Source organism: Rubrivivax soli, from assembly GCF_049810355.1.
Classification (GTDB): domain Bacteria; phylum Pseudomonadota; class Gammaproteobacteria; order Burkholderiales; family Burkholderiaceae_C; genus Rubrivivax.
The window spans coordinates 4,790,657-4,810,364 of the sequence record NZ_CP187368.1; the positions used below are offsets into that span (position 1 = coordinate 4,790,657).

General features: G+C 73.6%; 16 protein-coding genes. 10 read left to right on the plus strand and 6 right to left on the minus strand.

The window, feature by feature from the left end:
• Positions 1 to 13 precede the first annotated feature (13 nt).
• Both ACPOLB_RS22025 and ACPOLB_RS22030 read left to right on the plus strand, forming a co-directional pair.
• Positions 14 to 1,450 carry a circularly permuted type 2 ATP-grasp protein gene (locus ACPOLB_RS22025; RefSeq protein ID WP_425258183.1) on the plus strand — a complete coding sequence of 479 codons (1,437 nt, stop codon included), beginning with the start codon at positions 14 to 16 and terminating at the stop codon, positions 1,448 to 1,450.
• Between the two features lie 18 nt (positions 1,451 to 1,468).
• A complete protein-coding gene (locus ACPOLB_RS22030; protein WP_425258184.1) occupies positions 1,469 to 2,431 on the plus strand; it encodes an alpha-E domain-containing protein in 963 nt (320 codons plus the stop codon).
• Between the two features lie 20 nt (positions 2,432 to 2,451).
• Here ACPOLB_RS22030 and mltB read toward each other — a convergent pair whose 3' ends face one another.
• Genes mltB through ACPOLB_RS22050 form a run of 4 tightly spaced genes read right to left on the minus strand, consistent with a single transcriptional unit; the run spans position 2,452 to position 7,577 of the window.
• Positions 2,452 to 3,618 carry a lytic murein transglycosylase B gene (gene mltB, locus ACPOLB_RS22035; RefSeq protein ID WP_425258185.1) on the minus strand — a complete coding sequence of 389 codons (1,167 nt, stop codon included), beginning with the start codon at positions 3,616 to 3,618 and terminating at the stop codon, positions 2,452 to 2,454.
• 8 nt (positions 3,619 to 3,626) lie between these two features.
• Positions 3,627 to 5,654 (minus strand): transglutaminaseTgpA domain-containing protein, encoded by a 2,028-nt coding sequence (locus ACPOLB_RS22040; RefSeq protein WP_425258186.1) that lies wholly within the window; start codon positions 5,652 to 5,654, stop codon positions 3,627 to 3,629.
• Positions 5,654 to 6,601, minus strand: a complete 948-nt coding sequence (locus ACPOLB_RS22045) for a DUF58 domain-containing protein (RefSeq protein ID WP_425258187.1) — start codon at positions 6,599 to 6,601, stop codon at positions 5,654 to 5,656. The genes ACPOLB_RS22040 and ACPOLB_RS22045 overlap by 1 nt, the downstream gene beginning before the upstream one ends.
• 31 nt (positions 6,602 to 6,632) lie before the next feature.
• Positions 6,633 to 7,577, minus strand: coding sequence for an AAA family ATPase (locus tag ACPOLB_RS22050; RefSeq protein ID WP_425258188.1), 945 nt, complete (start codon positions 7,575 to 7,577; stop codon positions 6,633 to 6,635).
• A 45-nt stretch (positions 7,578 to 7,622) separates the two neighbouring features.
• Between ACPOLB_RS22050 and ACPOLB_RS22055 the strand changes: the two genes are divergently transcribed.
• From ACPOLB_RS22055 to ACPOLB_RS22090, 8 genes are all read left to right on the plus strand, one after another.
• Entirely contained in the window at positions 7,623 to 8,558 is a 936-nt protein-coding gene (locus tag ACPOLB_RS22055) for a histone deacetylase family protein (RefSeq protein WP_425258189.1), read from the plus strand.
• A 16-nt stretch (positions 8,559 to 8,574) separates the two neighbouring features.
• The gene (locus ACPOLB_RS22060) at positions 8,575 to 9,843 is read left to right on the plus strand and encodes a mechanosensitive ion channel family protein (RefSeq protein WP_425258190.1); all 1,269 of its coding nucleotides are present in this window, start codon (positions 8,575 to 8,577) and stop codon (positions 9,841 to 9,843) included.
• On the plus strand, positions 9,840 to 11,717 hold the full coding sequence (locus ACPOLB_RS22065) for a diguanylate cyclase (RefSeq protein WP_425258191.1): 1,878 nt from the start codon (positions 9,840 to 9,842) through the stop codon (positions 11,715 to 11,717). The genes ACPOLB_RS22060 and ACPOLB_RS22065 overlap by 4 nt, the downstream gene beginning before the upstream one ends.
• A 48-nt stretch (positions 11,718 to 11,765) precedes the next feature.
• The gene (locus tag ACPOLB_RS22070; protein ID WP_425258192.1) at positions 11,766 to 12,254 is read left to right on the plus strand and encodes a prepilin-type cleavage/methylation domain-containing protein; all 489 of its coding nucleotides are present in this window, start codon (positions 11,766 to 11,768) and stop codon (positions 12,252 to 12,254) included.
• Positions 12,255 to 12,272: 18 nt separating this feature from the next.
• On the plus strand, positions 12,273 to 15,038 hold the full coding sequence (locus tag ACPOLB_RS22075; protein WP_425258193.1) for a putative bifunctional diguanylate cyclase/phosphodiesterase: 2,766 nt from the start codon (positions 12,273 to 12,275) through the stop codon (positions 15,036 to 15,038).
• 109 nt (positions 15,039 to 15,147) lie between these two features.
• The gene (locus ACPOLB_RS22080) at positions 15,148 to 16,245 is read left to right on the plus strand and encodes a sensor histidine kinase (RefSeq protein WP_425258194.1); all 1,098 of its coding nucleotides are present in this window, start codon (positions 15,148 to 15,150) and stop codon (positions 16,243 to 16,245) included.
• Between the two features lie 105 nt (positions 16,246 to 16,350).
• The gene (locus ACPOLB_RS22085) at positions 16,351 to 17,142 is read left to right on the plus strand and encodes a LytR/AlgR family response regulator transcription factor (protein ID WP_425258195.1); all 792 of its coding nucleotides are present in this window, start codon (positions 16,351 to 16,353) and stop codon (positions 17,140 to 17,142) included.
• On the plus strand, positions 17,142 to 17,882 hold the full coding sequence (locus tag ACPOLB_RS22090; protein WP_425258196.1) for a head GIN domain-containing protein: 741 nt from the start codon (positions 17,142 to 17,144) through the stop codon (positions 17,880 to 17,882). Before ACPOLB_RS22085 ends, ACPOLB_RS22090 begins: the two co-directional genes overlap by 1 nt.
• 6 nt (positions 17,883 to 17,888) lie before the next feature.
• On the opposite strand, the gene ACPOLB_RS22095 is transcribed toward ACPOLB_RS22090, so the two are convergent.
• Positions 17,889 to 18,827: a c-type cytochrome gene (locus tag ACPOLB_RS22095; protein WP_425258197.1), complete on the minus strand. Its 939-nt coding sequence runs from the start codon at positions 18,825 to 18,827 to the stop codon at positions 17,889 to 17,891.
• Positions 18,828 to 18,832: 5 nt separating this feature from the next.
• A complete protein-coding gene (locus ACPOLB_RS22100; protein WP_425258198.1) occupies positions 18,833 to 19,594 on the minus strand; it encodes a hypothetical protein in 762 nt (253 codons plus the stop codon).
• Positions 19,595 to 19,708 lie beyond the last annotated feature (114 nt).

The window sequence follows — 19,708 nt, forward strand, 5'->3', positions numbered from 1 at the left end:
AGCCAAGAACACCATGAAGCCCCGCTTCGACGAGATGAGCGCCACCGACGGCGCCGTGCGCGCGCACTACCGCACCTACGAACGCTGGCTGCAGGCCCAACCCGGCGAGGCCATGCGCGCGCGGCGCGACGAAGCCGAGATGATCTTCCGCCGCGTCGGCATCACCTTCGCCGTCTATGGCGCCAAGGACGAAGACGGCGCCGGCACCGAGCGGCTGATCCCCTTCGACCTGATCCCGCGCGTGATCCCCAAGCACGAGTGGGTCGAGATGGAAGCCGGCCTGAGCCAGCGCGTGCGGGCGCTGAACCGCTTCATCCACGACGTCTACCACGGCCAGGAGATCCTCAAGGCCGGCATCGTGCCCGCCGAGCAGGTGCTGCAGAACGCGCAGTTCCGGCCCGAGATGATGAACGTCAACGTGCCCGGCGACGTGTACTCGCACATCGCCGGCATCGACATCGTGCGTGCCGCGAACGCCGACGGCAGCGGCACGACCTACGTGCTCGAGGACAACCTGCGCGTGCCCAGCGGCGTGAGCTACATGCTCGAGAACCGCAAGATGATGATGCGGCTGTTCCCCGAGCTCTTCAGCATGCACCGCGTGGCCCCGGTGCAGCACTACCCCGACCTGCTGCTCGAGACGCTGCGCACGGTGGCGCCGGCCGGTGTCAACGAGCCCACGGTCGTGGTGCTCACGCCCGGCATGTACAACAGCGCCTACTTCGAGCACGCCTTCCTGGCGCAGCAGATGGGCGTGGAGTTGGTCGAGGGCAACGACCTCTTCGTGAAGGACCAGTTCGTCTACATGCGCACGACGCAGGGCCCCAAGCGCGTGGACGTGATCTACCGCCGCGTCGACGACGACTTCCTCGACCCGCTGGCCTTCCGCGCCGACAGCACGCTGGGCTGCGCCGGGCTGCTGGACGTCTACCGCGCCGGAAACATCACGCTCAGCAACGCCATCGGCACCGGCATCGCCGACGACAAGAGCATCTATCCGTACGTGCCGAAGATGGTCGAGTTCTACCTCGGCGAGAAGCCCATCCTGCACAACGTGCCGACCTACCTGTGCCGCGAGGCCGAGGACCTGAAGTACGTGCTGGCGCACCTGCACGAACTGGTGGTCAAGGAAGTGCACGGCGCCGGCGGCTACGGCATGCTGGTGGGCCCGGCGGCGACCAAGGGCGAGATCGAGGAATTCCGTGCCGTGCTGCTGAGCAAGCCGCACAACTACATCGCGCAGCCGACGCTGGCGCTGTCCACGTGCCCGACCTTCGTCGACAGCGGCATCGCGCCGCGCCACATCGACCTGCGGCCCTTTGTGCTCAGCGGCAAGGAAGTGCAGATGGTGCCCGGCGGCCTGACGCGCGTGGCGCTGAAGGAGGGCTCGCTCGTCGTGAACTCGTCGCAGGGCGGCGGCACGAAGGACACCTGGGTGCTGGAAGACTGAACCGACAGGAGCAAGAACATGCTGTCACGCACCGCCGACCACCTGTTCTGGATGGCCCGCTACATGGAGCGCGCCGAGAACACCGCGCGCATGCTCGACGTGAACTACCAGACCGCGCTGCTGCCGCAGAGCACCGACATGGCCGAGCAGGGCTGGCGCGGGCTGCTGTCGATCAGCGAGCTGACCTGGAGCTTCTCGCAGAAGTACAGCGAGGTCACCGCGCGCAACGTCATGGACTTCATGGTGCGCGACGAGACCAATCCCTCGTCCATCCTCGCCTGCCTGCGAGCCGCGCGCGAGAACGCACGCGCGGTGCGCGGCGCGCTCACCACCGAAGTCTGGGAGACGCAGAACCAGACCTGGCTCGAGTTCAACCGCATGCTGAAGTCGGGCGACTTCGAGCGCGACCCCGGCACCTTCTTCGAGTGGGTGAAGTTCCGCAGCCACCTGAGCCGCGGCGTCACCGTGGGCACCATGCTGCAGGACGAGGCGCTGTACTTCCTGCGCATCGGCACCTTCCTCGAACGCGCCGACAACACCGCGCGGCTGCTCGACGTGAAGTTCCACGCGCTCGCGGCCGAGTACTTCGGTGCCGGCAACGTGAAGGAAAGCCAGGAGGTCGACTTCTACCACTGGAGCGCGATCCTGCGCTCGGTCAGCGGCTTCGAGATCTACCGCAAGGTCTACCGCAACGTGATCCGCCCCGAACGCGTGGCCGAACTGCTGATCCTGCGCCCGGACATGCCGCGCTCGCTGGCCGCCTGCATGAACGAGGTGGTGGCGAACCTGCAGATGGTGGCCAACCAGCAGAGCGACGAGACGCTGCGCCGCGCCGGCCGGCTGCGCGCCGACCTGCAGTACGGCCGCATCGACGAGATCCTGGCCACCGGGCTGCACGCCTACCTGACGCAGTTCCTCGACCGCGTCAACGACCTCGGCGCCGGCATCGGGCGCGACTTCCTGGTGCCGGTGGCGGCGTGAACGCGCACTGACGGCGCCGCTCAGCGCGCGCGTGCCACCGCCTCGCCCAGCGCCAGCACCGCCATTGCGTAGTAGCTGCTCCAGTTGTAGCGCGTGATGGCGTAGAAGTTCTGCGTGCCGGCCACGTAGGTCGGCGGCCGGCCGCCGTTGTCCAGCAGCACCAGCGCCAGCGGGCCGGCGTGGTCGCGGGCCTCGGGCGCCAGCACCGCGCCGCGTTCGGCGAACTGCGCGGCCGTGAAGCTGGGCAGGATGTCCGGGCCCAGCAGCGCCTGCAGGTCCTCGCCGGGCGGCGGCGGTGTCACGGCAAAGGTGGCCGGCATGCCGGGTTGCCAGCCGAACTGCGCCAGGTAGTGCGCGATGCTGCCGATGGCGTCGGTGCTGCTGCCGGTGAGGTCGATGCGGCCGTCGCCGTCGAAGTCGATGGCGTGGCGGTTGATGCTGCCGGGCATGAACTGCGGCAGGCCCATCGCGCCCGCGAACGAGCCGCGCGGCACCTGCGGGTCCAGGCCCTCGCGCTGGCACAGCACCAGGAACTCCTCGAGCTCGCTGCGGAAGAAGCCGCTGCGGTCGCTGCGGCCGCTGGGGAAGTCGAAGCTCAGCGTCGCCAGCGCGTCGAGCACGCGGAAGCCGCCGGTGAGGCGGCCGTAGTACGTCTCGACGCCAACGATGCCGACGATCAGCGCCGCCGGCACGCCGTAGCGGGCTTCGGCCCGCTGCAGGGCCTCGGCGTTGACCTGCCAGAACGCGGCGCCGGCGGTGATGCGCCGCGGCTCGACGAAGCGGTCGTGGTAGGCACCCCAGTCCTTCGCCGTGCCGGCCGGCGCCGGCATCATCAGCTTCTGCACGCTGTCGATGCGCCGCGCCTGCGCCAGCTGCTGCTCGACCCAGTCGGCGTCGAGGCCGCGGCGCCCGGCCACGCCCGCGGCGAAGGTGCGGATGTCGTCGCGCAGCCCGTAGGCCGGTGCGCCGACGATGTGGCCCGGCACGGCGCGCGCCGGGGACTTCGGCCGCTGCTTGGCCTTGGCGGCGGGCCTGGGTCTGGGCTTGGCCTTGGATGGCGCCTTGGCGCCGGCAGCGGGCTGCGGGCTCGCGCCGGCCGGTCGCTCGGCGGCGCCGGCCGCGGCCGGCAGCAGCAGGGCGGCGCACAGCACGGTGGCGGCCAGGGCCGCCGGGGGAACACGGGTCATGCGGCGCATTATCCCGAGGCGGCCTGCCGCGCCGCTGTGACGAAACGTGCCCACCAGCGCCGGTCCGGCGGGCTGCTGGCGGCCTGGGCGTAGCGCTGCAGGTCCAGCGCTTCCAGCGCCTGCGCCAGCGCCTCGCCACGCGCGCCCAGCACGCCGCGCACGCGCTGTGCCCGCGCGCGCGGTGCCTCGTGCGGCGCCACCACCACGCCCAGCGCCTGCAGCTGCTGCTGCACGCGCTGCTGCAGGCGCTGCCAGGGGTCCTGCCGGCGGCGGTCCCACCAGGCCCAGCCGGCCCCGGCGGCACTGGCGGCCGCCAGCAGGCCGATCAGCAGCGTGGCCAGGTCCTGCCAGTCGGGCGACTGCATCCCCAGGCTGCGCAGCAGGTCGAACTGCTGCCCGCGCGAGTAGCCCATCACCCACTGGTTCCAGCGGTTGTTGACCAGCTCCCACGCCTGCCGCAGCTGTGCCGCCAGCGCCGGGCTGACGTTGTTGATGGCGCCGGCCACCAGCCCCGGCCGCGGCGTCAGGTTGCGCCCGCGCTGCCGGATGCGGTCGGGCGCCACTGCCGCGGTCGGGTCCACGCGCACCCAGCCGCGGCCCGCCTCCCAGACCTCGGCCCAGGCGTGCGCGTTGCTCTGGCGCACGATCCAGTAGCCGTCCACCGGCAGCGGGTCGGTGCCCTGGTAGCCGGTGACGATGCGGGCCGGCACGTCCATCGCCCGCATCACCACGACGAAGGCCGCGGCGAAGTGCTCGCAGAAGCCGAACTGGCGGTCGAACCAGAATTCGTCGATCGCATCGCGGCCGTAGGGGCCGGGCTCCAGCGTGTAGCTGAAGCCGCCGGTGCGGATGTGACCCAGCACCGCCGCCACGAGCTCCGCCGTGCCGGCGGTCTGCAGCTCGGGGCGCGCACGCAGGTCGGCGGCCCACTGCAGCGTGCGCGGGTTGTAGCCCGGCGGCAGGTCGACCCAGTCGCGCAGGCCCACCTGCAGCGACGGCGGGCCGTGGCGGTGGCGGGGCCAGGCCTGCACCTCGAAGCGCAGCCGGTCCGTCACCGGGCGCTCCAGCTGCCATTGCAGGTCGCTGCGCAGCACGGGCTGGAAGCCGTCCAGCACCGGTGCCGCGCCGGCCGTGTCGGGTGTCATCTCCAGCAGCGGCAGCAGCGGCAGGCGGCTGGGCTCCAGCGTCATCTCGTAGCGCGTGGGCGTGCCCTGCAGCTCGAGCCCGGCGCGCAGCCGCAGCTGCGGCGGCAGCCGGGGTTCCAGGCGGGTCCAGTCGCGGCCGTCGAAGCTGCCGAGCACGGGGCCGCGGAAGTACATGTCCTCGGCGGCCGGCACCGGTCCCAGGAAGCGCACGCGCAGCGCCACCGACTCGTCGTTGGCGACCTCGGCCACGCCGCCCAGGCGCAGCGTGCCCGACAGGCCGGTGCGGCCGGCGGCGTCGCCCGGCATGCCCCACAGCGGCCCGATGCGCGGGAACAGCAGGAACAGCACCACCATGATCGGCGCACCCAGCAGCGCGGCCCGCGCGGCCAGGCCGCCGGCCCGCGCCAGCGTCGGCCGGCCCACCGGCATGTGCGCCAGCACCAGCGCCGTGAGCAGGCCCCAGACGCTGACCACCATCGACAGCGCCACCAGCAGGCTCTGCGAGTACAGGAAGTTGGTCAGCACGAGGAAGAAGCCGAGGAAGAACACCACCAGCGCGTCGCGCCGCGCGCGTAGCTCCAGCGTCTTCAGCGCCATCAGCACCACCAGCATCGTGACGCCGGCCTCCTTGCCCAGCAGCGTGCGCTCGGACCACCAGGTCAGCGCGGCCGCCAGCACCAGCACGCCCGCCACCGTCCAGCGCCCGGGCAGCGCGCCGTTGACCAGTGCCAGCCGGCCGCGCCAGGCCAGGATCACGGCCGACAGCAGCACGCACCAGACCGGCAGGTGCACGGCGTGCGGCAGCAGCGTCCAGCCGATGACGCCGAGCTGGAACAGCGTGTCGCGCGCCTCGCGCGGCAGGTGGGCCCAGCGTGCGGTGAACGCCTGCATCACCAGGTCGCCAGCAGGTCCAGCGCGGCGCGGCGCTGGCCGTCGCCCACGGCGGGCGGGAGTTCGTGGCCGGGCAGGCGCAGGCCCCAGGTGTGGCCGCTGCGGTCGGCCAGCTGCACCCAGGCGCTCAGCCGCGACAGGCGGCGCTCGGCGTCGGCGCCGGGGGTGTGCACCCAGTCGAGCCACAGTTCCTGGCTGGCGCTGCCGCTGGTCTCGCGGCTGACGAGTTCGCCGCTGCGTGCCACCTTCTTCCACACCACCTGGCGCATCGAGTCGCCACGGCGGTAGAAGCGCACGCCGTCGAGCTCGCCGCCGGCGCTGCGCTGCGGCGCGCTGCCGCCACCGGGCAGCGCGCTGGCCGGCGGCAGCGCCGGGGCCGGCTGCTCGGGCTGCGGCCAGGCCAGCACGCGCAGCGCGGGCCGCCACTGCGTCCAGGCGCGGAACAGGCCGAAGGGGAAGGCCGTCTCCACCACCAGCGTGGGCACCTCGTGCCAGCCGCGGCGCGGCAGCACCAGGCGCAGGTGCGTGGTCTCCTGGCCGGCCGCGGGCACGTCGACCGTGATGAAGCTGCGGCTGGCGCCGCTGCGGTCCTGGAAGTGCAGCGAGATCGCATGGCGCGGGCCGCCGGGGTTGCCCAGCACCACCTCCAGCGTCGCGGCGTCGCCCGCGAACACGGGCGCGGCCGGCCGCATGTGCAGCGTCAGCCCGCGCAGCGTGTTGTGCGTGAGATGCATGGACACCCCGCCCGCGCCGGCCAGCAGGAACGTGAGCACGTAGCCCAGGTTGAGCTGGTAATTGATCGAGGCCACCAGCATCAGCAGCAGCGTCAGCGCAAACGACAGCCCGGCCTTGGTGGGCAGGATGTAGACGTTGCGCTGCGTCAGCACCCAGGTGTCGGTGCGGGGCAGCCGGCTCTGCAGCCAGGCCTGGATGCGGTCGCGGATCACGGTGTCGCGCGCCCGGGCGTCACGGCGCGCTTCACGGGATCGGCACGCCTTCCACCATCGCGCGCACCTGCTCGATGGGCCCGCGCCCGGCGCCGGGCACCGGGTGCAGGCGGTGGGCGATGGCCTGCGGCAGGATGGCCTGCACGTCGTCGGGCGCCACGTAGCTGCGCTGCGCCATCAGCGCCCGCGCCTTGGCCACGCGCAGCACCGCGATGCCGGCCCGCGGCGACAGGCCCTCGACGAACCAGCGGCCATCGCGCGTGGCGGCGATCAGCGCCTGCAGGTAGTCGAGCAGCGCCTCCGACGCCGTGACCTGCTGCACCGCCCGCTGCGCCGCCACCAGCGCGGCGGGCGGCATCACCGGCTGCAGCCGCTGCGCCAGGTCGCGCCGGTCGGCGCCGGCCAGCAGCGCGCGCTCGCTGGCGCGGTCGGGGTAGCCGAGCGTGATGCGCAGCAGGAAGCGGTCGAGCTGGCTTTCGGGCAGCGGGTAGGTGCCGAGCTGGTCGCTCGGGTTCTGCGTGGCGATCACGAAGAACGGCGCGGGCAGCGCGCGGGTCTCGTTGTCGACCGAGACCTGCTGCTCCTCCATCGCCTCGAGCAGCGCGCTCTGGGTCTTGGGGCCGGCGCGGTTGATCTCGTCGGCCAGCAGCACCTGCGCGAAGACCGGGCCGGGGTGGAAGACGAAGCTGTCGCGCTGGCGCTCGAACACGCTGACGCCGATGAGGTCGCTGGGCATCAGGTCGGCCGTGAACTGCACGCGGCTGAACTTCAGCCCCAGGGACACCGCCAGCGCGTGCGCCAGCGTGGTCTTGCCGACGCCGGGCACGTCCTCGATCAGCAGGTGGCCGCCGGCCAGCAGGCAGGCGACGCAGTCCTCGATCTGCGGCCGTTTGCCGACGATGATCGTGCTAATCTGGTCCACCAGACTGGAAATCTGGCGCGCAAGGCTTTCATCGATCACGTTGTCCGAACCCATCGAGCGACAAGCGCGGCACCTTACCCGAAAAGAGTCTCCTGCCTGATGAGTACCGCCTTCTACACCCACGCCGAGTGCCGTTTGCACGATATGGGACAGGGCCACCCGGAATGCCCGCAGCGGCTGGACGCGATCGCCGACCACCTGCTGTCCACGGGCCTGGACGTGGCGCTGGACTTCCGCGACGCGCCGCAGGCGACGCTGGAGCAGATCGAGCGTGCGCACACCGTGCACTACGTGACGCAGCTGCAGGACCTGCTGGTGCAGGTGCAGGCGAGCGGCCAGCCGCGCGCGCTGGACCCCGACACCATCGCCTGCCCCGACACCTGGCGCGCCGCGCTGCGCGCCGCCGGCGCCGCCGTGGCGGCGACCGACGACGTCATCGCCGGCCGCGTGCACAACGCCTTCTGCGCCGTGCGCCCGCCGGGCCACCACGCCACGCGCGACGAGACGATGGGCTTCTGCTTCTTCAACAACGTGGCCGTGGCGGCACGCCACGCGCTCGACGTGCACGGCCTGCAGCGCGTGGCGATCATCGACTTCGACGTGCACCACGGCAACGGCACCGAGGACATCGTCGCCGGCGACGAGCGCGTGCTGATGTGCAGCTTCTTCCAGCACCCCCTGTACCCGTACAGCGGCGCCGTGCCCAAGGGCACGAACATGGTCAACGTGCCGGTCGCGCCGTACACGCGCGGCGCCGAGCTGCGCGAGACGATCCTGGCGATGTGGATGCCGGCGCTCGAGGCCTTCAAGCCGCAGATGGTGTTCATCAGCGCCGGCTTCGACGCGCACCGCGAGGACGACCTCGGCCAGCTCGGCCTGGTCGAGGCCGACTACGAATGGATCACGCGGCAGCTGGTGCAGGTGGCGGCGCGCCACAGCGGCGGGCGCATCGTGTCGTGCCTGGAAGGCGGCTACAACCTGAGTGCGCTCGCGCGCAGCGTGGCGGCACACCTGCGCGTGCTGGCCGACGTCTGAGCGGGCGGCGCCGACCATGGGGGGTGTTGCCACGGCCGAGGACCTCGGCCGCCTGTTCGCGTCGTTCCTGCAGCCCGGCGCGCTGATCGAGCTGGCCGTGCTGGCGGCCTGCCTGGGCGTGGCGTGGCTGGCGGTGCGGCTGCTGCGCGGGCCCGAGCCGCAGCGCGGCTCGATCTGGTTCGGTCGCGGTGTCGTCGACGGCGTGCTGTTCCCGGTGTTCGCGCTGCTGCTGGCGCTGGTGGGGCGCTGGGCGCTGCTGGCGCTGGGCACCGTGCCCATCGCGGTGTTCAAGCTGGTGGTGCCGGTGCTGCTGTCGCTGCTGGTGATCCGGCTCACCGTGCGCGTGCTGCGTGCGGCGTTCCCGACCTCGCAGGTGATGCGCGTCGTCGAGCGCAGCGTCTCGTGGCTGGCCTGGATCCTGATGGTGCTGTGGATCACCGGCGTGCTGCCGCTGATCCTGGCGGAGCTGGACGCCATCCAGTGGAAGATCGGCAGCACGCGCATCTCGGTGCGCAACCTGCTCGAGGGCGTGGTCGCGGCCATCGCCGTGATGGTGGTGGCGTTGTGGATCTCCGCGGCGCTGGAACAGAAGCTGCTGAAGGGCGCCACCGACAACATCAGCATCCGCAAGATGGCGGCCAACGCGCTGCGGGCGCTGCTGCTGTTCGTGGGCCTGATGTTCGCGCTGTCGGCGGCCGGCATCGACCTCACCGCGCTGGGCGTGCTGGGCGGGGCGCTGGGCGTGGGCATCGGCTTCGGCCTGCAGAAGCTGGCGGCCAACTACATCAGCGGCTTCGTGATCCTGGCCGAGCGCAGCATGCGCATCGGCGACATGGTGCGGGTCGACAACTTCGAGGGCCGCATCACCGACATCAACACGCGCTACACCGTGATCCGCGCGCTCAACGGCCGCGAGAGCATCGTGCCCAACGAGATGCTGATCACGTCGCGCGTGGAAAACGCCTCGCTGGCCGATTCCCGGGTGCTGCTCAGCACCGTGGTGCAGGTGGCCTACGGCACCGACGTGCAGACGCTGATCCCGCGGCTGACGGACGTCGTCGCGGCCGTGCCGCGCGTGCTGGCGGATCCTGGCCCCGGCGTGCAGCTGTCGGCGTTCGCGGCCGACGGGCTGGAGCTGACGGTGCTGTTCTGGATCGCCGACCCCGAGAACGGCCAGGGCAACATCCGCTCCACCGTCAACCTGGCGCTGCTGCAGGCGCTGAACGACGCCGGCATCGAGATCCCGTTCCCGCAGCGCGTGCTGCACCGGGCAGCACGTCCATGACCTGGCACCGCCACCTGGCTGCTTTGCTGCTGGTGGCCGCCGTGGAGGCGCAAGCGGCGCCGGCGCCGACCCCGCAGTCGGGCGACTGGCAGCGCTGGTCGCAGCGGATCGAGCAGCAGCCCGGCCAGGCGCTGCAGGCCCTGCAGGCGCTCGACATCGCCGCCTGGCCGCAGAACGACCGGCTTCGCCACGGCCTGCTGCAGGCGCGAGCGCTGATGTCGCTGGGCCGGGTCGACGAAGCCAGCGACCTGCTGCGCGCGCTGCAGCCGGCGGTGCAGGCGGGCGGGCTGGTCGAGCTGCAGGCGCAGTGGTCGGTGTTCCAGGCCGGCGTGCTGCGGCTGCAGGGCCGCGCCGACGAGGCCCCGCAGCACTGGAGCCGCGGTCTCGCGCTCGCGCGCCAGGCCGGCGACGCGATGCTGCAGAGCATGGTCTACACGCAGCAGGTCGAGTACCACCTCGACCGCCGCGACATCCCGGCGGCGGCCGCGGCGCTGGAAAGCAACCGCCGTGTCGCGATGGGCGGCACCGATCTGCAACTGCAGGCACAGCACCTGTACTGGTCGGCGAACCTGGAGCTCGACCTGGAGAACCTGGCCACCGCGGCGCAGCAGTTCCAGCAGGCGGCCGAACGCTTCCGCACGCTGCAGAACCCGACCTGGGAGTCCGACTGCCTGCGCCTGCTGGGCGCCATCCTGGTGGAACTCGGACGTGCGCCCGAGGCGGTGACGGTCACGCGGCAGGCGGCGGCGCTGCTGGCGGAACTGGACGACCCGATGTACCTGGCGATGACGCAGACCACGCTGGCGCTGGGCCTGGCGTCGCTGGGCCGGCACGACGAGGCGCTGCCGCTGTCGAGCCGGGCCATCGCCACGCCCGCGCTGCGCCAGACGCAGGCCGCCTACCTGGAGGCGCTGCTGCGCCATGCCCGCGTGCTGCTGCTGTCGGGACAGCGCATGGTGGCGCTGCAGGTGCTGGAAACGCAGGTGCGGCCGCTGCTGCCGCCGGGCAGTGCGCAGCCGGCGCCGCTGCGCCGCTTCGAGTTCCTGCGGGCGCAGACGCTGTCGGCGCTGGACCGCGCGCCCGAGGCCGAACAGGCGTGGCGGCGCGTGCTGGAACTGGACCGCGCCAACTTCGACCGCGTGCTGGCAGCGCAGCTGCAGGCGCAGCGCGGCGTGCTGCAGGCGCAGCGGCTGCAGACCGAGAACGAGCTGCTGCAGTCGCGCACCGCCACCGCCGAGCGCGCGCTGCAGGCCGAGACCCGGCTGCGCTGGCTGGTCAGCCTGGGCGTGCTGGTGCTGGCCGGCGGTGCCGCCGCGGCACTGCTGTGGCAGCGGCGCGTGAACCGCCGCATCGCCGCGGTGGCGGCCAGCGATGCGCTCACCGGCCTGGCCAACCGCCGCAGCGCCATCACCGCCGGGCGCGCGGCGCTGGCCGCGGCGCAGCGCCTGCACGAGCCGCTGGCGGTGCTGATGCTCGACGTGGACCACTTCAAGCAGGTCAACGACCGCCACGGCCACGCCGCCGGCGACGAAGTGCTGCGCCAGGTGGCTGCCGCGCTGCGCCAGGGCCTGCGCCGCAGCGACCACCTGGCGCGCTGGGGCGGCGAGGAGTTCCTGCTGCTGCTGCCGGCCACCGCACCGGCCGAGGCCGCCGCACTGGCCGAACGCCAGCGCGCGGCAGTGGCCGCGCTGCAGGTGCAGGTGGCGGGCGAAGCGGGCCAGACGCACACGCTGCATGTCACGCTGAGCGTCGGCGTGGCGGCGCTGCTGGCCGGCGACACGCATCTCGACGGCGTCATCGCCCGCGCCGACGCTGCGCTGTACGAGGCCAAGCGCCTGGGCCGCAACCGGGTCGTGACCGACGCCGGCGTCTGATCCGCGCCGCGCGGGTCAAGTGGCGGCGTCCGCTGCCGATAACGTTGGATGCGTCCCGGACAGACCACCCCGCTGGCCTCGTGCATCCGCGGGCGCATGGGTGGCCTCACGCTGGTCGAACTGGCGCTCAGCGTCGCCGTGCTGGCGGTGCTGGGCATGCTGGCGGTGCAGGCCTACGGCGGCTGGCGCGAGCGGGCCCAGGTGGCACAGGCGCAGAACGACATCATCGCGATGGCGTCCGTGATCGACCAGCAGTGGCAGGACACGCAGACCCTGCCGGCCAGCCTGGCGGCCATCGGTCGCGGCGGCCTGCGCGACCCCTGGGGCAACGCCTACCAGTACCTGCAGCTCGGCAGCCCGGCGAGCACGGGCAAGGCGCGCAAGGACCACTCGCTGGTGCCGCTGAATTCCGACTACGACCTGTACAGCAGGGGCCCGGACGGCCGCTCGCAGCCGCCGCTGACCGCCAAGGCCAGCCGCGACGACATCCTGCGCGCCAACAACGGCGCCTTCATCGGGCCTGCGTCCAAGTACTGACGCAACCCCACCACCTGCATGCGCGTCCACGGACTCTTCCTGCGCAGTGCCGTCGCACGCCGCATCTTCTGGGCCCTGCTGGCGGCGGCCTTGCTGCCGCTGGTGCTGGTGGGCTCGCTGGCCTGGGGCACGCTGAGCGAGCGCCTGGACGGCCAGGCGCAGCAGGTGCACCAGGCCATGCTGAAGCAGATCGGGCTGCGGTTGTTCGACCGCCTGGGCGCGGCCCAGGCCGCGCTGGCCGCGCATGCCGAGCAAGGCCTGCGGCCCGGTCACGACCCGTGGCTGCGGCCCGATGCCGCCGATGGCGTCGCGCGGCTGGCCCTGGCTGCGCTGGCCACGGCCGACGACGACGGCGTCGCGGCCGGGGGGGCACCGGCCCTGGTCGCGGCCTGGCGCGCGGCCCGCACCGGCGACGGCGCGCCCGCCGGCCAGCGCGACCTGTGGTGGCAGGCCCGGCCGGGCGAGGCGGCGCTGGTCATCGTCGGCCACCGCGACGCACGCGGCCGCGGCTGGTGGCTGGCCGAGATCGACCCCGCCTTCCTGTGGGCCGACTTCGCCAGCGGCGGCGCCGCGGCAGGCATGTGCGTGCGCGACCTGGCCGGCAGGCCCTTGCGCTGCGGCGACGAGGCCGCTGCCGGTGCGCCGAGCTGGAACCTGTTCCTGCACGCCGGCTTCGGCGCGCCCGACTGGCGCCTGCAGGGCTTCTCGCTCGCCGGCGGGGACCTGATGGCGCGCGACGTGCTCGGCGCCTGGGCGGCGCAGGGCGCGCTGCTGACGCTGCTGCTGGTGGCGAGCCTGAGCCTGGTGCTGGTGCGGCGCACGCTGCGCCCGCTGGATGCGCTGATCGCCCTGGCGCGGCGCTTCGCCGCCCGCGAGTGGACGGCGCGTGCCGCCGTGCCGGCGGGCGACGAGTTCGGCGAGCTGGCGTCCGCGCTGCACGCCATGGCCGACCGCGTCGGCCGGCAGCTGCAGGGCATGCAGGTGCAGGCCGAGGTCGACAACGCCATTCTCGAAGGCCGCGACATCGGTGACGTGATGCGGCGCGTGGCCGGGCGCCTGCAGGAACTGCTGCCGCATGCCCAGGTGGCGGTGATCGCCCGCGACCCCGACGGCGCGGCCTGGCGTGCCCACCGCGTCGATGCCGGCGCCGGCCCCCGGGACCGCCCGCCGCCGGCCGTGGTGCTCGACGCCGCCGTCGCGTCGGCGATGCCGCTCGATGGGCTGGCCGTGCACTGCCGCAGCGAGCGCGGCGTGCCGCCGTGGCTGCGCGCCGCGCTGCCCGACGTGCCGGCCGCCGTCGACGGCCTGTGCTGGGTGCCGGCGCGCTGGCAGGACGACCTGGTGGCGCTGATCGTGATCGCGTCGCCCCGGGGGCTGGCCGCCGACGAGGACCTGCTGCGCGAAGTCACCGAGCTGCGCGACCGCGTCGCGGTGACGCTGGCCGCCGCCACGCGCGCGCACCACCTTGTCGAGCGCGCCGTGCGCGACGGGCTCACCGGCCTGCTCAACAGCAGCGGCATGCACGAGGCCTGCGACCGCCTGCTCGGCGCACGTGGTGCCGCGGCGGCGTTCTCGATGGTCTGCATGGACCTCGATGCGTTCAAGGAAGTCAACGACAGCCTGGGCCACGCCGCCGGGGACGAACTGCTGCGCGCGGTGGCGCAGCGCCTGCGCGGCGCGGCCGGTCCGCAGGCGCTGCTGGCACGCCCGGGCGGCGACGAGTTCGTCGTGCTGCTGCCGGGCCCGCCCGATGCCGCCGCTGCCCTGGCCGCCCGCCTGTGCCAGGTGGTGGAGCAGCCGTTCGCGCTGCGGGGGCAGGCCGTGCACGTGGGCGCCAGCATCGGCATCGCCAGCTGCCCGCAGCACGCCAGCGACCGCGAGGAGCTGATGCGCCGCGCCGACCTGGCGATGTACGCCGCCAAGGCCGCAGGCCGCGGCCACTGGCGCTTCTACGACGCGGCGCTCGACGCGCGCCTGGCCGAGAAGGCCTGGCTCGTGCGCGAGCTGCGGCTGGCGCTGGACCAGGGCGGGCTGGCCCTGCACTACCAGCCGCGGGTCGATCTGCACAGCCGCCGCGTGCATTCCACCGAGGCGCTGGTGCGCTGGACGCACCCGGCGCAGGGCAGCATCGCGCCGCAGCGCTTCATCCCGGTGGCCGAAGAAGCCGGGCTCATCGAGGCGGTGGGTGCCTTCGTGCTGGACAGCGCGCTGGCGCAGCAGCGGTGCTGGCGCGATGCCGGCATCGACGTCGGCCGCGTGGCGGTGAACGTCTCGCCGCGCCAGCTGCGCGCCGACGGCTTCGCGCTGCAGGTGTTCTCGGCGCTGGCCACGCACGGCCTGCGGCCCGCCGACCTGGAGCTGGAGATCACCGAGAGCCTGTTCGTCGGCGACTTCGATGCCGTGTGCGCGCGGCTGGCGCCGCTGCGCGATGCCGGCGTGGTGGTGGCCCTGGACGACTTCGGCACCGGCTATTCGTCGCTGTCGGTGCTGCACCGGCTGCCGGTGGACGTGCTGAAGATCGACCGCAGCTTCGTCGTCGAGCTCGGCCAGCGTGCCAGCGCCGACGCCGTGGCACGGTCCATCGTGGCGCTGGCGCGCGCGCTGGACAAGCGCGTCGTGGCCGAAGGGGTGGAGACGCTGGAGCAGGAACAGCACCTGGCGGCGCTGGGCTGCGACGAGGTGCAGGGCTACCTGCACGCGCGGCCGCTGCCGCCGGCGGCGCTGGCCGAGCGGCTGCGCGCGGGCTTCGCGGCGCCGGCCGCGCCTGAAGCAGCGCCGGTCTGAGCCGCCTCGGGGCCGGTGTCCGCAGCCTTCGCGCGCCAGCCCGTCCCCGCATCCCGCAGTTCGTCGACACGCGCCGCGGCCACGGGCAGGTCGGCTCTAGCATCGCTGCATGTCCGACCGCCCCGAACACCCTGCCGCCGGCCCCCTGTGGTGGGCCTACGCCGGCCTGTGCGCACTGTGCTGGATGCTGTACGCGATGGCCGGTGCCGAATGGCAGCGCGGCCCGTGGCGGCTGTGGGAAGCCGCCTACGAGGCGACGCTGAACCTCTGGGCACCGATGCTGCTGGGCGCGGCCGTGTACCCCTGGGTGCGCTGGCTGCAGCGCGCCCCGGGCACGCGCCCTGCGCTGCTGCAGGGCGCGCTGCACGCGCTGGCCGCACTGGCCTTCGGCGCGGCCTGGCAGGCGCTGGAGCTCGTGGTGGCCTGGGCGCTGTTCGGCCCCGAGCACGCGGTGGCCTCGTGGCAGCAGCGGGTGCTGTGGCGCGCGGTGTGGGGCGTGTTCGCCTACGGCGCGCTGGTGGCCGGCTTCTCGGGCGTGCTGCACGCACGGCGCGCGCAGGCCAGCGCGCTGGCGGCGGCGCAGGCCGAGAGCGCGCTGGTGCGGGCCGAGCTGGCGGCGCTGAGCGGCAAGCTCAACCCGCACTTCCTGTTCAACACGCTGAACACGCTGGTGGCGCTGACGCGCAAGGACCCTGCCGCGGCCGAGCAGGCCCTGCTGGGCTTCGCCCGCATGATGCGCCACGTGCTCGACACGCAGCGCGGCAGCGGGCAGCGCGTGCCGCTGCGCGACGAGATCGACTTCGTGCGCGACTACCTGGCGCTGGAGGCGCTGCGGCTGGGGCCGCGGCTGCGCGTGCAGTGGCAGGTCGACGAGTCGCTGCTCGACCACGGCGTGCCGCCGCTCACGCTGCAGCCGCTGGTGGAGAACGCGGTGCAGCACGGCATCGCGCCGCAGGTGCAGGGCGGCACGGTGCAGATCACCGTGGAGCGCCGCGGCGACGCCGTGCTGCTGGTGGTGGCCGACGACGGCGCGGGCTGCGACGGCAGTGCCCGCGCTGGCAGCGCAGGTGGTGTCGGGCTGGGCACGCTGCGCCGCCGCTTCGCGCTGGACTACGGCGGCCGCGCCCGGCTGCAGGTGCAGACCGCCGCCGGAGCCGGCTTTCGTGTCGACATCACGCTGCCGGCCGATGACGACGCGGCGGGCTGAAGGCGCCGGACCGCACTTCGCGACCCCGCCGTCGCACTTCGTCGCCGCTGCGCGGCGCGGCGGCCCCGGCGGGCCTAGCATGGCGACCTGCCACGACCGACCACCATGCCGCGCTGCACCACCCTGATCGCCGAAGACGAACCGCTGGCCCGCGAGAGCCTGGCCGAGTGGGTCCAGGCCCTGCCGCAGCTGGAGCTGGTGGCCTGCTGCGCCGACGGCGACAGCGCCCTGCAGGCGCTGCGCGCGCTGCGGCCTGCGCTGGTGCTGCTGGACATCCAGATGCCGGGCCAGACCGGCCTGCAGGTGCTGCGGGCGCTGGCCGCCGACGGCCTGCCGCTGCCGGCCGTGGTCTTCACCACCGCCTACGACGCGCACGCGCTCACCGCCTTCGAGCTGCACGCGGTGGACTACCTGCTCAAGCCGTTCTCGCAGGAGCGCTTCAACGATGCCGTGGCCCATGCGCTGGCAACGCGGCGCGAAGGCGACGCGGCGGGCGCCGACGAGACGGACGACGCCGGCGCACCGGTGCTGCCGGCGCTGGAAGCCGCGCAGCGCGCGGCCGAAGCCGGTCCGCTGACCCGCGTGCTGGTGCGCGAGCACGGCCGCATCGTGCCGCTGCACGTGGACGCCATCGAGCACCTGCGCAGCGACACGAAGTACACCGCGCTCACCAGCCGCGGCCGCAGCTACCTGGTGCGGCTGCCCATCACCAGCTTCGAGGCGCGGCTGGACCCGCAGCGTTTCCTGAAGGTCAACCGCTCGTGCATCGTCAACCTCGACTTCGTCGAGGCCATGACGCCCGACGAGAGCTCGCAGTTCGTCGTGCTGCTGCGCGACGGCACCCGCGTCACGGCCAGCCGCGACGTCAGCAAGCAGTTGCGGGCGCAGGCGCTGTGATGTCCAGCCGGCTTCGCGCGCGCGTGCTGCTGCCGCTGCTGCTGGGCGTGCTGGTCGGCAGCGCCGGCGCGCAGGGGCGCAGCGTGGTGCTGGAGCCCTTCGATGGCATCGAGATCGGCGGCGCTGCCGACCTGCACCTGGCGCAGGGGCCGCAGCAGGTGCGCATCGACGGCGACGACGCCGACGGGCGCGACCTGCCGCTGGTGGTGCGCGGCGGCGTGCTGCGCGTGAACACGCCGGGCTCGTGGAAGTTCTGGAGCAGCCGCCGGCTGCAGCTGCACGTGACGCTGCCGCAGCTGTCGCGGCTGGGCATCTCGGGCGCGGCCGACGTGCATGCGGCCGGGCCCATGCAGCTGGAACGGCTGCGCATCAGCATCTCGGGCGCCGGGCTGGCGCGCTTCGACCAGCTGCAGGCCGGACAGCTGGTGTTCAGCGTCTCGGGGGCCGGCGACGGCCGCATCGCCGGCGAGGTCGGCGACCTGCAGCTCAGCATCTCGGGCAAGAGCGACTTCCAGGGCGAGCAGCTGCTGGCCCACAAGGCCCGCGTCGCGGTCAGCGGCATCGGCGACGTGACGGTGTGGGTGCGCGACGACCTCACGCTGTCCATCGCCGGCATCGGCCGCGTCGACTACTGGGGCACGCCGCGGCTGCGGCGGTCCAGCAGCGGCATGGCGACCGTGAACGCGCTGGGGCCGAAGGCGCCGGCGGCGCCGCCCGCACCGCCGGCGCCGCCGCGCTGAGCCGCGTCAGCGCGCCGCGGTCGTCACGTTGCCCTGCGCGCGCTGCTGCAGGTACAGGTGCAGCGCGCGGGCATCGACGTCGTTGATGGCGCCCAGGGCCTCGAAGGGCATCACGCGGATGGCGCTGCCGTCGGGCCGCCGGCCGCTGCGGAACATGCGCAGCAGCGCGTCGGCGTCGGGGTAGGCCGCCAGCGCGTTGTCCGGGCCGGCGCTCAGCCGCGGGGCCTCGGGCCAGTCCGGCGGGCCGCCGGGGATCTTGCCGCCGTCCAGCTGCTTGCCGTGGCAGCCGATGCACATGTTGGCCACGTAGGCGCCGTGGGCGACCGTGACGCCCTCGGGCACCGGCTGCGCCGGCGGCAGGCCGTGGTCGATCTTCGTCGCGGCTTCCGGCATCAGGCCGAAGCCGTAGGCCACGCGCAGCGGCAGCGGCAGCTGCAGCACGGCCGCGCCGCCGGAGACCGGCGGCAGTGCACGCACATGGGCCACCAGCGCGGCGACGTCGGCGTCGGTGAGGCGGGCGTAGTCCTCGCTCGGCATCACCAGCAGCGGCGTGCCGTCGGGCTTGACGCCGTGGCGCAGCGTGCGCACCCAGTCGGTGGCGGTGTAGGTGGCGACCACGCTGCCCGGCCCCGGGCTGATGTTGGGGCCGGCGAGCTGCAGAGCGCCCCCGTCGACGAAGCGGCGGCCGGCGCCGTCGGCGCCGTGGCAGTCGGCGCAGCCGCGCGAGGCGTACAGGTAGCGGCCGCGTTCGCGTGCGGCGGCGTCGCCGGCGTCGACGAAGGCCACCGGCGCGATGTGCGCCGGCAGGCCTTCGACCTGCCGCTGCATGCGGCGGTCGGCCAGCTGCAGGCCGGCCGCCACGGTGGCGGCCGCCACCGCCACCAGGCCGGCGGCGGCCCACAGGCCGCGGCGGAGCCAGCGGCGCGGAGTGTGCTGCGGTGCCATCGCGTTCACGCCGTCACCAGGCCGGGCACCGGCGGGCGGCCGAGCGCGCGGGCCAGCTGCGCCCAGCGGCGGTCGTCGAGCTGCGTGCGCGCCACGTCGAGCATGGCCTCGAAGGCCGGCGGCGGCGCCTTCGTCTGCATGTCGCTGAACATGCCGGCCAGTTCCCGCACGCTCAGCGCCACGGCGAACCAGCGCACCACCTGGGCCATCTCGGCCGGCGGGATGCTCGCGACCAGGCGGTCGTGCAGCGCGCCGAGCTCGGCGTCGCTGTACAGCGCCCACAGGGTGGCGTTGTTCTGCGTCTCCTCGATGTGCATGTGCACCAGGTTCTCGCCGACGAACTGCGCCAGGTGGCGGTACAGCCGCGCGGCCAGCAGTTCGCCGTGCGTGTCGTGGGCCACGCGCAGCGCCGCGACCTCGTCGTCCAGGTTGGCGATGGCGTCGCCGTGCACGAGGTGGTCGTCGGCGGTGTGGCGCGCGCCGCCCGGGCGGCGGGCTTCGATGGCCGTGTGCATGAAGTCGTTCTCGTGCGCCAGGTGGTTGCGCAGCATCTGCAGCAGCCCGGTCACGTCGTCGAGCACCTGCACGCGCTGCTCGGCGTCGTGCACGTCCATCGTGCCCACGCGCTGCAGCGTGTGGGCCATCCAGGCGCGCAGCGCCTTGTGGATGGGGCCGTAGAGGTCGGCGCGCGGGGCCTTCGGCGTGGTGGCGGCGGGCGCGGCGAAGGTGTTGCCGGGCAGCGTGGACAGGTCGTGGTTCGGGTGCATGGTGCGGTGACTCGTTCAGTGGGGGCCGACACCGTGTCGGCGTGACCCGTACTGTCCGGATCCGGCCCCTGCGCCACATCGCCCGATGGAGCCATCGACCGCGCCGCGGCGGGC